This is a genomic window from Pseudophaeobacter sp. TrK17 (assembly GCF_042192375.1).
GTDB lineage: Bacteria > Pseudomonadota > Alphaproteobacteria > Rhodobacterales > Rhodobacteraceae > Pseudophaeobacter.
On the sequence record NZ_CP071700.1, the window covers coordinates 1,113,515 to 1,126,290 of the forward strand.

A 12,776-nucleotide genomic window follows, 5' to 3' on the forward strand; every position below is an offset into this window, starting at 1 on the left:
TCAAGACCACATGCTGGAGCCGCCACAGACGGTAAGCGCCTGCCCGGTCATGTATTTGCTGGCGTCGGACGCAAGAAAGACGGCGAGACCTGCAAAGTCTTCTGGTTCGCCAAAACGGCGCAGAGGCACTTCGTTTTGGTATTTCTCTGCGGTTTCGGGATTATCCCACAGCTCCCGCGCAAATTCGGTTTTCACAAGACCCGGACAAATCGCATTAAAGCGGATGCCCTTTGGCCCGAATTCGGCTGCGAGGTTACGAACCAAGCCGATCAGCGCAAGTTTTGAGACCCCATAGGTGCCCAGCATGACCGAAGGCTTGAAGGCACCGATGGAAGAGGTGAACGCCATCGAGCCTGCGCCTTTTGCAACCATGTCAGGGGCCACCATCTGGGCAAGCCAGAGGTTGGACAGGACATTGGCATCCATTGTTTTGCGGTAAGCCTCGTCGTCGATTTTTGAGGTCTTGCCGTAGTAGGGATTGACCCCGGCATTGCCGATCACAATGTCGATTGGCCCTGCAAGGTCATGGGTCTTGTCCACGAGCGCCTGCAGCTGTTCCTTGTCACCGACATTGCAGGACACCGCATGTGCGGTGCCTTTGCCGCGGGCGTTGATGCCCGCAGCAGCCGTGTCCAGTGCCTCTTGCTTGCGTGCAGAGATCACCACCGTTGCGCCGTGATCGGCGAGGGCTGTCGCCATCGCCAATCCCATGCCCTTGGACGCCCCTGTGAGCAGCGCGACCTTTCCAGTCAGGTCAAACAGGCTCATCCTACAAACCCATATGAGCCGCGGGCCTTGGTGTCGCCCTTGATTGCGTCCTGACGGGAATTGCTGTCAGCGTAGGTCTTGACCTCGTGACGGGCGATGACGTGGTGATGCACTTCGTCGGGACCATCGGCATAGCGCAATGTGCGCTGCTGGGCGTACATACCGGAAAGGGGGGACCACTGGCTGATGCCCGTGGCACCATGAACCTGCATCGCTTGGTCGATGATGTCACAGACCTGCTCTGGCACCTTGGCTTTGATCATTGAAACCCAGATCCGGGCTTCTTTGTTGCCAAGCACATCCATCGCTTTGGCTGCTTTCAAAACCAGCAGACGCATCGATTCAATTTCGATCTTGGCGCGGGAAATGGTCTCCATGTTCTTGCCCAGGTCGATGATTTTCTTTTTGAAGGCAACGCGATTCAGGCCGCGGTCAATCATCAGATCCAGCGCGCGTTCCGCCTGACCAATGGAGCGCATGCAGTGATGAATGCGACCTGGCCCAAGGCGGACCTGCGAGATTTCAAAGCCACGGCCTTCGCCCCACAGAATGTTTTCTTCGGGCACGCGTACATCTGTGAACCGGATGTGCATATGGCCGTGAGGCGCATCGTCGTGGCCAAAGACATGCATGGGACCAAGGATTTCGACACCGGGGTGATCCATCGGCACCAGAATTTGCGATTGCTGCCGGAAGGGTTCAGCCTCGGGCGAGGTTTTTACCATAACGATCATGATCTTGCAGCGCGGATCACCAGCACCGGAGATATAGTATTTCTCGCCGTTGATGACCCATTCACCGTTCTCCAGAACCGCCGAAGTGGAGATGTTGCGGGCGTCCGAGGAGGCCTGATCCGGTTCTGTCATCGCAAAGGCCGAGCGAATTTCACCGGCCAGCAGTGGCTTGAGCCATTGCTCCTTTTGTTGCTCTGTGCCGATGCGTTCCAGCACCTCCATATTGCCTGTATCCGGGGCTGAGCAGTTCAGGGTTTCAGACGCCAAGGGGTTTTTGCCCAGCTCTGCAGCAATGTAGGCGTAATCGAGGTTGGACAGGCCTTCGCCTGTTTCGGCGTTGGGCAGAAAGAAGTTCCAAAGGCCGGCGTCACGGGCCTTTTGTTTGGCGGCTTCCATCAGTTCCAATTGCCCCGGCGCATAGGACCAGCGGTTTTCACGCCCTTCGCCAAGGCGGTGATATTCTGCGGTCATCGGATCCACATTCTCACGGATGTGTTTGATCACGGCGTCATAAAGCGGCTTGGCTTTCTCGGACATTTCCAGATTGTTCAGGCTGGATGGAGCGGAGGTGTCGGACATTTGCATGTCTCCTTTTGGCAAAATTATTTGTTCACCCACTGGGGCGCGCGTTTCTCGACGAAGGCATTGACGCCTTCTTTGAAGTCTTCGGTTTTGGCCAGATCCGCGATCACCTCGCGGGAATAGGCGATGCTGCCGGCCATGCCGTCCCGCAGAGCCATGTCATTCAGAACCCGTTTGGTTGCCTTGACCGCCGAGGGAGACACCGTGCAGAGCTGCTCGGCCTTCTCCATGGCCTTTTCCATTAGCTGGTCATGGGGATGTACTTCGTTGAGACAGCCCAGTTTTAGTGCCTCAGCGGCGGTTATGGTGCGGCCGGTGAACATGAGTTCCTGCGCCGCCAGCCGACCAATATAGCGTGACAGGCGCTGAACGCCCGAGGCGGCGGCGAAGAAGCCAACCTTGACTTCGGGCAGGGCAAACTTGGCGTTTTCCGAGGCCAGGATGATGTCACAGGACAGCGCCGTTTCAAATCCGCCGCCCATCGCAAACCCATTGACCGCAGCAATAATGGGCTTTTCCAGATCAAAGCGGGACGACAGACCGGCAAATCCGGTTTCGGTCATCTTGGCCTTGCTGCCACCGGTGGCGGTTGCCTTCAGGTCGTTGCCTGCGGTGAACGCCTTGTCCCCGGCGCCCGTCAGTACCGCAACCCACAGGTCTGGATCGGCCGCAAATTTATCCCAGCAGTCGGCCATTTCGTTGTGCATATCCACATGCACAGCATTATAGACCTCAGGCCGGTTCATTGTGACGACAAGCACATGTCCCTTGGTTTCGGTCTTGATGAATTCATAGCTCATACGATCAGGCCTCCGGTGTCGATCTTGGTGAAAGCGCCACCGTCAGCGGCCAGTTTGCGCAATGTGTCGGCAGGTGCAAAGTCGCTATCCTCGGCGCCGAGCTTCTCCATCCGGGCCAAAACCGCTTTGGCGCCAACCATGTCGCCGTAAAACATTGGCCCCCCTTTGTCCGCCGGCCAGCCATAGCCGTTGAGCCAAACCACATCGACGTCGGAGGGGCGCTGCGCCTTGTTCTCTTCGAGGATTTTCACCGCTTCGTTGATCATCGGGTAGATGCAGTTTTCGATGATCTCGTCGGTGCTCATTTTTGCGGGCTTTGCGCCAGTGATATCCTGGATGATCCCGGCGGTGATGTCCGAGGGAACGGGGCGGCGTGCTTCGTCGTAGTCGTAAAATCCGGCCTTGGTCTTTTGGCCACGCCGGTCCAGCTCGCATAATGCATCGCGGATTGGGTTGTCGGTTTTGGCACCTTTGGACCAGCCAATATCCAGTCCTGCAAGGTCGCTCATCTGGAACGGACCCATCTTAAAGCCAAAGGCATTCAGGGCGGCATCAACATCCCAGGGCATCACTCCCTGATAGACCAGCTTGTTGGCCTGAATTTGACGGGCAAACAGGATGCGGTTGCCGACGAAACCGGGGCAGACCCCAACAAGCGTGGCGATTTTGTTGATGTCTTTGGCCAGCGCCATACAGGTGGCAACCACATCATCCGCAGTATGTTTGGCACGCACAATTTCCAGCAGTTTCATCACGTTGGCTGGCGAAAAGAAATGCAGCCCGATCACGTCCTGGGGCCGCTGGGTCATCGAGGCAATTTCGTTGATATCCAGCGCCGAGGTATTGGTTGCCAGAATGGCACCCGGTTTCATAACGCGATCCAGTTCGGTGAAAATCTGCCGCTTGAGGTCCATGTTTTCGAACACGGCCTCGATCACCAGGTCACAGTCCGCAAGGTCGGCAAGCGCAAGGCGACCGTCAAAGCGCGCCATACGCGCCTCGACCTCGTCCTGTGGGAAACGTCCTTTGTCGGACGAGCGCTGGTAATTGCCGCGCACAACTTTCAGGCCGCGGTCCAGCGCCTCCTGTGTTGTCTCGACAATCCGCACCGAAAAGCCTGCGGTGGCAAAATTCATCGCAATGCCGCCGCCCATGGTGCCGGCACCGATGATGCCGACGGTCTTGATTGGTCGCTTGGCGGTGGTTTCGTCTAATCCGGGCACCTGCCAGGCGGCGGCGCCGGCCGCTGCAATATAGGTGCCGATTTCTGTTTCTGTGGGGGTGTTCATCTCTTAGGTCTCTTTATTGTTCAGACAGGCTTCGCGGATCGCGCGACGGTCGATTTTATCCGTTGCACCGCGCAGCAATATGTCGTGCTGGGTCCAAAGGGCGGTGGGAATTTTGAATTTCGCGAGATGCCCGTCCAGAAAGGCGGCCATATCTGCAAGGGTGAGCTGGGCCTCAGCTTTGAGCTGTACGGCTGCGCCCACTGTTTCTCCCAGACGGTCGTCCGGCACCGAAAATACTGTGGCTTCCAGAACGTCGGGGTGATGGTGCAGGGCACCTTCCACATCCAGGCAGGCGATGTTTTCGCCGCCACGGATAATGATATTTTTCTTGCGGTCCAGGATGGTCACAAAGCCATCCTGGTCAAGGACGCCCAGGTCGCCAGTGCGCAGCCAGCCATCTTGCAGAACCTCGTCGGTTGCCTCTGGCTTGTTAAGATAACACCGCATGTTTGCGGGGCTTTTCACCGTGATTTCACCCAGTTCCCCCAGGGGCACATCATTGCCTGCGTCATCCAGCATTCTAAGCTCTTGAACCGGGGGGTGCAGTTTGCCTGCGCTATCGGGGCGGGCCTTGTAGTCGTCGCCGATCATGCCAATGCCCAGAGCGTTGGTCTCGGTCATGCCCCAGCCGGTTGCAACACCAGCATTGGGAAAGGCTTCGGCCAGTTTTGCCACCTGGGCGCCGGGCCGCTTTGCACCGCCAGCCCCAAGATAATCCAGGGAGGGCAGGGTTTCGCCCATCTTGAGAGCGGCCTCCATCAATTCGGCAGATTGGGTGGGCACCCCAAGAAAGCGCGTGATGGAATTGTCGCGTATCAGGCGCACCGCCTGTTCCGGATCCCACTTGTGCATCAGCGTAATCTTGGCACCGGCCGGCAGGCTGAGCAAGAAAAGAGGGTGGGTTGCCGTAACATGGAAAAGTGGGGTCACGACCAGCGCCGAAGGGCGCAGCGGCTCTGGCGCGTCCGGGTCCGGAGGATCAACCAGCGGCGCGATCACCGATTGCATCAACCAGCTGAACACCGCATTGACCGCCCCGCGATGAGTTTGCACAACGCCTTTGGGATGGCCGGTGGTGCCAGACGAATACATGATGGCAAAGTCATCATCCGTGTCGATTTCGACCAGCGGAGCCGTATCGGAACGGGCATTGCGTTTCAGGCTGCTCAGGTCATGTGCCGTTTGTCCCTCCGCATCGCGGACACCAATCAGGGTCAGGTCCAGCGCATCGCGAAGCGGTTGTACCCGTTCCATACGCAGCCCATCTGCAAAAATCACGCGGGCTTTGCTGTCCTGGAGGGCATAGTCCAGTTCCTCGCTTGTCCACCACGCGTTTAGAAACACAACGACGCCGCCGATGGAGGAAATCGCCAGAACCAGCATCAAGAGTTCGGGGTAGTTCCGCATTGCAATGGCCACCCGGTCGCCTTGACCCAAGCCCAGCTCATCGCGCATCGCATGGGCCAGCTGGTTCACGGATTGGGTGAATTCGGCGTAGGTATAGGTCTCGCTCTCGTAGGCCAGGAATTCAAGGGCTCCCTCACCGTGCTGTTCCCAACCAGAGGCCAGCAGCGCGGGAACCGTGCCAGGTATGGATTTGAATGCCTTGACCGTCACGCCCCGCACCTCGACCTCATGCACCGCAAACGTCGGGTTCGTGGTAATGACATGACACACCGCCTCTTCAGGTGTCATTGCTGTCATTGCAACTCTGGAAATAGATACATGTTCCCCTCCCAAGAAAAATGCCGACGGCCTCTTTTCAGATCATAGCCGTCGTTCTAACCGCCAGACTAGGGAGTAGATCTGGATCTTCCAATACCGCAGAACGGAACGTCATTCCGCAAATTTGCAGGATGCAGAGGCAAAGTCGCTGCGATGGCGCTGCGAATCTTGCGTGGTCTGGCCGCTGCAGATGATGACGCGGGCCTTGGTCGGCAGCACTGCCGCGTGGCGCCCAGGCTTTGATATGTCGCGGGGGGCAGGGGCGATGGGGGCGGGGTGCCTGGCGCCATAACCAAGCCCTTGCAGTGGCACATTTTGTTGTCTTGTAAGATTTTTGTAAGTCTGGGGTCTCATGAGCTCCCCCATCGTAAAGAAAAATGGAGCTAGATATGCGTATTTTTGGATTGGCCCTTGGCCTTGCTATGGCCTTGGCGGCACCTGTCACTGCTCTATCGATCCCATCAAACGGCAAACTGAATTTTGATGTTGTTCGTAAAGGCAAAGACATCGGCGATCACAGCTACAGGTTTTCCGGCACCACCTCAGCGCTGACCGTCAAGGTGACGACAGACATCGTTGTGAAGGTGCCTTTGATCAGAACCACAGCCTACAGTTTCAGACATGCAAGTGTTGAGAGCTGGAAGAACGGCAAATTGATGCAGCTGAGCTCAACCACCGACGATGATGGAGATCCCCATCAATTGCAGACCGCGAACAAGGGCGCGTTGCCTGCGAGCCTGTGGAATGATGATATCCTGCGCAGCGGCAAACTGATGAACACCATCGACGGGACACTGATGAACATTCGCGCTGCTGATCTTGGCATGGAAACGGTCACGACCAGACGCGGCAGCATTTCGGCCCATCATTACCGGCTGTCGGGCGGGCTGGCACGGGATCTTTGGTACGATGCGGCGGGCAACCTTGCACAGGTGGCTTTCAAGGCCGATGATGGATCCACAGTGATGTATATCCGGAAATAGGACGGCATGCCGAATGCGGCTTCTCTATATTGAAGACAACGAGAAACTGGCGCTGAACACAAGCGCCAGTTTGCACGAGGCAGGGTTTGTGGTGGATGTCGTCCATACGGCTGAGGATGCGCTGCATTCTGTCAAAAGCTATGAATATGACGCCCTTATTCTGGATCTGGGGTTGCCGGATCAGGATGGCCTAGAGATCTTGCCAAGGATCAAAGCCCACAATCCGCAACTCCCAATTCTCATCTGTACCGCACGTGACGCGCTTGAAGAGCGGATCAAAGGCCTGAATGCGGGCTCCGACGACTACATCGTCAAACCCTTTGCGGTGTCCGAACTCATCGCCCGTGTGAACGCCGTTTTGCGACGTCCCGGTGGGGTGCTTGGCATGACGCTGACGCTGGGCAATGTCTCCTATGAGACGACAGACCGGACCGTCGCAATAGATGGCGTCGTGGCGCGGTTTTCCAAACGGGAACTCGCCCTGCTAGAGCTGTTCCTGCGTCGGCCGGACCGCGTGGTGTCAAAAGATGTGATCGAAAATGCGCTCTATGGGTTCAACGAGGCGACAACGCCCAATGCCATTGATGTGCTGACCCATCGACTGCGGAAAAAGCTGATCGAAAAAGGCGCCAGCATTGAAATCCTCAATCTGCGCGGCATTGGCTACGTTTTACGGGCACCTGCTGAATGAAGGTTTTACATCGCGTCATTGGGCCACGCCGGTCGCTGAAACGTAGCCTGCTGTTAAACATCCTGGCGGCACTGTGTTTTTGCATCCTTTTGGCTGGCGCCGTCATCATCAAGGAATTCTACGAGCATCTGGAAGAAAACATCGAAGACGCCCTGACCGATGAGGCCTATGAAATTGTCAGCCAGATTGATCCCGCGCGCGCGGGCTATGGCTTGGATGCCAGCGCCCTGAGGTTCCAGGGGATTGAAGGCAACTATCGCTACACCGTCTTTGATGACGGTGGTGGTCTCATCGCTGGCGGCGAAACCTCGGGGGAAATATGGCGGCAACTGGCGGCCACGACGCTGGGACTTCCGCACCCCATTGCGCTGCTTGGCGACCGTAGGGGAATTGGCCTCAGGGCGCGTATTGTGGACCAGGAAGTGGTGATCCTGGTTTCCACCTTTCCCAAGGGCAATAACCAGACGCGTTTTGCCAGCCTGCTGCACGAACTCGAAGAGGAAATATGGTGGGTGATCCTGGGTCTTGTGGTGGTGCTGACCTCGACGCTGTTTGCCACCCGCCAGGCGCTGTCGCCGCTGCGATCTCTGTCTGATCAGGCGCATCAAATCGGGCCGTCTGCAGCGGGCCGTCGTCTTGATGTTGCCCAGGTGCCAGCTGAGATCGCGCCGCTTATTGGCGACGTGAACAAGGCGTTTGACCGCCTGGAACAGGGCTATCAGGCGCAGCGGGATTTTTCCGCCAATGTAGCCCATGAAATTCGCACGCCTATCGCAGTGCTCAGGTCCAGTATCGACCGCATCACTGACCCCGAATTGAAAACAATGCTGACGCAGGATGTTGATCAACTGGATCGTATCTTTGCTCAGCTGATTGATTTATCCCGCGCCGATGCGGCTTTGAAAACCAGCTTTGAGCCGGTGGACCTGCACAGTGTTGCGGTCCAGGTCGCCACGGATCTGGCGCAGTCGGCCCTACGGTCTGGTCGGAGCTTGTCGGTCACCGGCGCAGAGACGGTCTTGGTTGAGGGCAACGCAGGGCTCTTGACCATCGCGCTGAGCAATGTTGTCCGCAATGCCTTGCAGTACACCCCCGAGGCGAGCGAAGTCGAGATCGAGGTGCTGGCCAACCCTGCTGGATGGCGGGTGCTTGATCGCGGCGCCGGGGTGCCGGACAATCTGAAAACAGCATTGTTTGAGCGCTTCAATCGCGGAACGCTGGCCAATTCCAACAGCACGGGATCGGGAATAGGATTGGCCATCGTCAAGTCGGTTGCTCAGTCCCACAATGCCACAAGCATCATTCAGGACAGGGAGGGGGGTGGCACAGCATTCTCCTTCATTTTCAATGCTTCGGCGTAACACATCATGTGGTTTTTGCGCTTTGTAAGTCTCTTGTAAGTCTGCCCTGCGATTCCCGTCTCAACACGTCAAATAAAGGTGCGTTGAGGTTGGATATGAAAATCGAGTTTTTGAGCGGTAACTGCCCGGGACGCCAGCAGGCCCAGGACCATATCAAGGGTGTCTATAAAAGTGCCTATGGCGCCGATGTCACCGAATTCGCCCCTCTCTTGGTTGTTGCAAAACATGCAAACGGAGAGGTGCTTTGTGCGGCTGGTATTCGGACGGCGCGGGATGGGTTCTTTTCCGATGCCTATCTGAAAACTGATTTCTCCACCGCTCTGCATCAGACAGCCGGTCTGCGGGTTCCGGCTGCGGAAATCATGGAAGTGGTTTCCCTGGCCGCGACAACCCCCTTTCCCGTACTGCCGATGCTGGACAAGATGGTCGAATGGGGGCGTCAGAACGCGATGACCTGTGGCGTGTTTACGGCCACAAAATCTCTGCGCCGCCTGCTGGCCCGAACCTCGCTGAGCTACACTGAAATCGCCAGGGCGGATATTTCGAAGGTCGCAAACCCACAGGCCTGGGGATCCTATTACGACACCGATCCAAGAGTATGCGCGTTTAGCGAGGTTCTGTCGCAGCCGGTTGTTTTGTCGCCCCGTGCACGTCGGGCCGGGCATGTGGCGGAGGCATCGTGATGAAACAGGTCTTTGACGCGCTTGAACGCCATGCACACAGTCGCCCCGATGCCATCGCCTTTGAAGATGACAGCGGCCAGATCAGCTGGCGGGAGTTGTCCGAACGTGTGGAAAACTTGGCTTGTGTTCTGGATGACATCACAGGCCCTGTTGCTATCGGTCTTGCTGGTGGCATTGACTATGTCGTGGCTGATCTGGCGGCGACGCTTAGTGGCAAACGGCAGGTGCCTTTGCCGTTCTTTTTCAGCACGGCGCAAAATGCCCATGTGTTGATGGATGCCAAGGTTGGCTGTGTCATCACAAACATTCCCGAACTGTTTTCGGCGCTGCCACATCTTAATTTGCTTAGCCCGGCTGCCCCAGCGGCCACGCCGAGCACTGGGCGCGGGCTGCGCGCCTATAACGGTGGGGCCGAGCGGATCATCTATACCTCAGGCTCCTCCGGCACCCCGAAAGGGGTCGTGCTGGGGGATCGCCAGTTGCAGGCTTCTATCAGTGCCCTGAGCCAGGTGATCGCAGCGGATGAAACTGATACCCATCTGTCCATTCTGCCGCTGGCGCAGCTGTTGGAGCAGATTTGCGGGATCTTCCTGCCCATCGTTGCGGGGGCCAAAACGGTGTTTCGATTTGAAGCAACCAAGGCTCTCTTTGGGGCGCCGATCGCGCCGCTGGTTGCCGCCTTTGAAACCCTGCGTCCAACCACCAGCCTGCTGGCGCCGGCTGTGCTAGGCCGCTGGGTTAGCGCCCTGGCGGGGCGCGCAGCGCCTGACAGCCTGCGGTTTGTGGCAGTGGGTGGCGCGTCCAGCTCCCCCTCTTTGATCCATGCTGCGCAAGATGTCGGCATTCCGGTCCATGAAGGCTATGGGCTGTCTGAATGCTGCGCGGTTGTGGCCATGAACCGGCCCGGCGACAATCACCCCGGCACTGTGGGACCAGTATTGGACGGGCTGGCGGTTTCGCTCGATAACGGTGAGATTGTGGTGTCAGGCCCGACAGTGATGACGGGCTATCTGAATGGCGACGGCGCCCCCGATGTCTGGCATACCGGGGATCTGGGGCATTTTGACGGTGACCGGCTGGTTGTTGATGGCCGCAAAGATGCCCTGTTGGTGACCAGTGCCGGGCGCAATATTTCGCCAGAGTGGGTCGAACAGCGGGTCAACAGTGATCCGCGGGTTGTCAGCTCGGCTTTGGGCCTTCGCCAGTCTGACGGGGCGTTGATATTGCTTCTGGTTGTCGCGGCTGCCGTGCCAGCCGCTGACATTCTTGCCTACCTGTCAGATCTGCCATCTTATGCGCGGCCCTCGGCGTTTATCACCACTGATCCGTCTGAGCAGGGGCTGTTGTTCCCAGCCGGAACCCCAAACAGGGCTGTGGCCGCCAGCTTGATCAACACCCGTGCTGCCCAGCAGCTGGACCCAGCCCCAGAAAGCATCGCGTCATGAACAGTAGCAAAACAGTTCTCATCACGGGGGCAGGGACTGGCATTGGCCGTGCGCTGGCCATTGAGGCGGCACAGAAGGGGTTTGATCTGATCCTGGTTGGCCGTACGTTCAGCACGCTGGATGAGACGCTCTCCCAATGTAGCACCACACAAGCCCGGTGTATTGTGGCCGATGTGACCAGCCCACAGGGGCGTGCCGTGATTAGCCAGGCGGTCAGCGGCAGGCTGGATATTCTGATCAACAATGCGGGCGTTCTAAGCGTTGGGCATCTGGCTGATATGACGGATGAAAACCTGCAACGCATGGCAGAGACCAACCTTGTCGCACCGATGGCTTTGAGCCGTGATCTGCTGCCGGCACTGCGCAGCGGAAAGGGCCGTATCGTCAACATCGGTTCGGTTTTTGGCGATATCGCCTATCCGTTCTTTGCCGGCTACTCGGCGACCAAATTTGGCCTGCGCGGGTTCTCGGACGCGATACGGCGGGAACTGTCCGGGACAGGCATTGGCGTGACCTATGTCGCGCCGCGTGCGACGCAGACTGCGGCTGAAAGCGCCTTTGGCGCCTTGGTTGAGCCGTTGGATATGGTGCTCGACACCGCCGAGACCGTGGCCGCACAGGCCTGGGATGCCATCCTGAAAGGCAAGCGTGAGAGCTTCCCCAAAGGCAAAGAGCGGTTTTTTGTAAAGGTGCAACGTCTGTTCCCATCGCTGGTCGACAAATCGGTGGGGGCGCAGGCGCGTGATCCCAGAACCCTTGCGGCGCTCAAAACCTCGCACCACTCCTAATCGACACCTCCCAAAATCAACAGGACATCTGCCATGAGCTACAACGTTATCCGCGCCTCTGATGCGGGCGAAACTTCTATCACTCCAGCCGTGTTATCCGAGATCAAAGACTATTTGGACAGCGATGGCTGGGCCCTGCTGCGGGGCTTTAAGATGGATATGCCTACCTTCAGCGGGATCACATCACAGCTTTGCAAAACCATCACCTTTGATCCCGCGCGTGAATATTCGGAAAAGAACACCCAAAAGGTCGACGCAGGCCTGGGGCCCATTGGGCTCCATATTGAAAATGGCAACACGCCAGTGTGCCCGGATGTGGTTGCCTTCTATAGTGCAAAAGCTGCTTTTGAAGGGTCACAAACAACGATCTGCGACGGTCGCCGGGTTTTTGAAGCTTTCTCTGACGCCCAAAAAGCGCGCTGGTCGCAGCGTATGATGGTGACGCGCACCCTGCCTGAGGTGCTTTGGAAACGCTACCTTGCCAACGAACACCCGGCCATCAGTGATCCCGCAGAGGTCACCCATGACCATATCTTGCAATTCAAAGCGGCAATCCCCGATCAGGACTTCACGTTGAATGACGATGGATCGCTTGAGTACCGCATCAAGGTCTCTCCGGTGCGTCCGTCGTCAGTGTCCCAGGGGCAGGGGTTTGCCAATGCAATTCTGGGTCCGTCGCATAACTATGAACCGCCAGTCTATACCCTTGAGGATGGGTCAATTGTCAGCTCCGATGAAATTGAAGAGCTGCGCGATATTGCCGAGACCTGCACGGCTGAAATCAACTGGCAGGACGGCGATGTGGCAGTGATCGACAACACCCGCGTTATGCATGGGCGTCGGGCGATCAAGGACAAGGATCGACAGTTGTATATAGGAATGGGCCGCCTGTGACGCTGCTGCCAGCAAACTGAGGGCGGCTCAAAG

The 12,776-nt window shown here is 57.6% G+C and carries 12 protein-coding genes; 7 read left to right on the top strand and 5 right to left on the bottom strand.

Annotated features, from left to right (window positions below):
* The 5 genes from JZI28_RS05150 to JZI28_RS05170 are packed head-to-tail and all read right to left on the bottom strand — an operon-like array spanning position 1 to position 5,877.
* Positions 1 to 768 carry an SDR family NAD(P)-dependent oxidoreductase gene (locus JZI28_RS05150; RefSeq protein WP_295450581.1) on the bottom strand — a complete coding sequence of 256 codons (768 nt, stop codon included), beginning with the start codon at positions 766 to 768 and terminating at the stop codon, positions 1 to 3.
* Entirely contained in the window at positions 765 to 2,081 is a 1,317-nt protein-coding gene (locus tag JZI28_RS05155; RefSeq protein WP_295450583.1) for an acyl-CoA dehydrogenase family protein, read from the bottom strand. Before JZI28_RS05155 ends, JZI28_RS05150 begins: the two co-directional genes overlap by 4 nt.
* A 23-nt stretch (positions 2,082 to 2,104) precedes the next feature.
* Positions 2,105 to 2,884 (bottom strand): enoyl-CoA hydratase-related protein, encoded by a 780-nt coding sequence (locus JZI28_RS05160; protein WP_375699450.1) that lies wholly within the window; start codon positions 2,882 to 2,884, stop codon positions 2,105 to 2,107.
* A complete protein-coding gene (locus JZI28_RS05165; RefSeq protein WP_295450589.1) occupies positions 2,881 to 4,173 on the bottom strand; it encodes a 3-hydroxyacyl-CoA dehydrogenase in 1,293 nt (430 codons plus the stop codon). Before JZI28_RS05165 ends, JZI28_RS05160 begins: the two co-directional genes overlap by 4 nt.
* A 3-nt stretch (positions 4,174 to 4,176) precedes the next feature.
* Positions 4,177 to 5,877, bottom strand: coding sequence for a class I adenylate-forming enzyme family protein (locus tag JZI28_RS05170; protein WP_375699451.1), 1,701 nt, complete (start codon positions 5,875 to 5,877; stop codon positions 4,177 to 4,179).
* A gap of 410 nt (positions 5,878 to 6,287) precedes the next feature.
* Between JZI28_RS05170 and JZI28_RS05175 the strand changes: the two genes are divergently transcribed.
* From JZI28_RS05175 to JZI28_RS05205, 7 genes are all read left to right on the top strand, one after another.
* A complete protein-coding gene (locus JZI28_RS05175) occupies positions 6,288 to 6,881 on the top strand; it encodes a DUF6134 family protein (protein ID WP_375699452.1) in 594 nt (197 codons plus the stop codon).
* Between the two features lie 13 nt (positions 6,882 to 6,894).
* Complete coding sequence (locus tag JZI28_RS05180; protein ID WP_375699453.1) at positions 6,895 to 7,572, top strand: response regulator transcription factor; 678 nt, start codon at positions 6,895 to 6,897, stop codon at positions 7,570 to 7,572.
* Positions 7,569 to 8,933: a sensor histidine kinase gene (locus JZI28_RS05185; RefSeq protein ID WP_375699454.1), complete on the top strand. Its 1,365-nt coding sequence runs from the start codon at positions 7,569 to 7,571 to the stop codon at positions 8,931 to 8,933. Before JZI28_RS05180 ends, JZI28_RS05185 begins: the two co-directional genes overlap by 4 nt.
* A gap of 95 nt (positions 8,934 to 9,028) precedes the next feature.
* Positions 9,029 to 9,616, top strand: a complete 588-nt coding sequence (locus JZI28_RS05190) for a thermostable hemolysin (protein WP_375699455.1) — start codon at positions 9,029 to 9,031, stop codon at positions 9,614 to 9,616.
* A complete protein-coding gene (locus tag JZI28_RS05195) occupies positions 9,616 to 11,061 on the top strand; it encodes an AMP-binding protein (RefSeq protein ID WP_375699456.1) in 1,446 nt (481 codons plus the stop codon). Before JZI28_RS05190 ends, JZI28_RS05195 begins: the two co-directional genes overlap by 1 nt.
* Positions 11,058 to 11,849 carry an SDR family NAD(P)-dependent oxidoreductase gene (locus JZI28_RS05200; RefSeq protein WP_375699457.1) on the top strand — a complete coding sequence of 264 codons (792 nt, stop codon included), beginning with the start codon at positions 11,058 to 11,060 and terminating at the stop codon, positions 11,847 to 11,849. Before JZI28_RS05195 ends, JZI28_RS05200 begins: the two co-directional genes overlap by 4 nt.
* Positions 11,850 to 11,882: 33 nt before the next feature.
* Complete coding sequence (locus JZI28_RS05205; protein ID WP_375699458.1) at positions 11,883 to 12,743, top strand: TauD/TfdA family dioxygenase; 861 nt, start codon at positions 11,883 to 11,885, stop codon at positions 12,741 to 12,743.
* Positions 12,744 to 12,776 lie beyond the last annotated feature (33 nt).

What these genes read in the sequence shown, in the direction of transcription:
- JZI28_RS05175 (WP_375699452.1), top strand. Translation starts at nt 6,288, where the DNA reads ATGCGTATTTTTGGATTGGCCCTTGGCCTTGCTATGGCCTTGGCGGCA.
- JZI28_RS05185 (WP_375699454.1), top strand. Translation starts at nt 7,569, where the DNA reads ATGAAGGTTTTACATCGCGTCATTGGGCCACGCCGGTCGCTGAAACGT.
- JZI28_RS05200 (WP_375699457.1), top strand. Translation starts at nt 11,058, where the DNA reads ATGAACAGTAGCAAAACAGTTCTCATCACGGGGGCAGGGACTGGCATT.
- JZI28_RS05165 (WP_295450589.1), bottom strand. Translation starts at nt 4,173, where the DNA reads ATGAACACCCCCACAGAAACAGAAATCGGCACCTATATTGCAGCGGCC.
- JZI28_RS05160 (WP_375699450.1), bottom strand. Translation starts at nt 2,884, where the DNA reads ATGAGCTATGAATTCATCAAGACCGAAACCAAGGGACATGTGCTTGTC.
- JZI28_RS05155 (WP_295450583.1), bottom strand. Translation starts at nt 2,081, where the DNA reads ATGTCCGACACCTCCGCTCCATCCAGCCTGAACAATCTGGAAATGTCC.
- JZI28_RS05180 (WP_375699453.1), top strand. Translation starts at nt 6,895, where the DNA reads ATGCGGCTTCTCTATATTGAAGACAACGAGAAACTGGCGCTGAACACA.
- JZI28_RS05190 (WP_375699455.1), top strand. Translation starts at nt 9,029, where the DNA reads ATGAAAATCGAGTTTTTGAGCGGTAACTGCCCGGGACGCCAGCAGGCC.
- JZI28_RS05195 (WP_375699456.1), top strand. Translation starts at nt 9,616, where the DNA reads ATGAAACAGGTCTTTGACGCGCTTGAACGCCATGCACACAGTCGCCCC.
- JZI28_RS05170 (WP_375699451.1), bottom strand. Translation starts at nt 5,877, where the DNA reads ATGACAGCAATGACACCTGAAGAGGCGGTGTGTCATGTCATTACCACG.
- JZI28_RS05205 (WP_375699458.1), top strand. Translation starts at nt 11,883, where the DNA reads ATGAGCTACAACGTTATCCGCGCCTCTGATGCGGGCGAAACTTCTATC.
- JZI28_RS05150 (WP_295450581.1), bottom strand. Translation starts at nt 768, where the DNA reads ATGAGCCTGTTTGACCTGACTGGAAAGGTCGCGCTGCTCACAGGGGCG.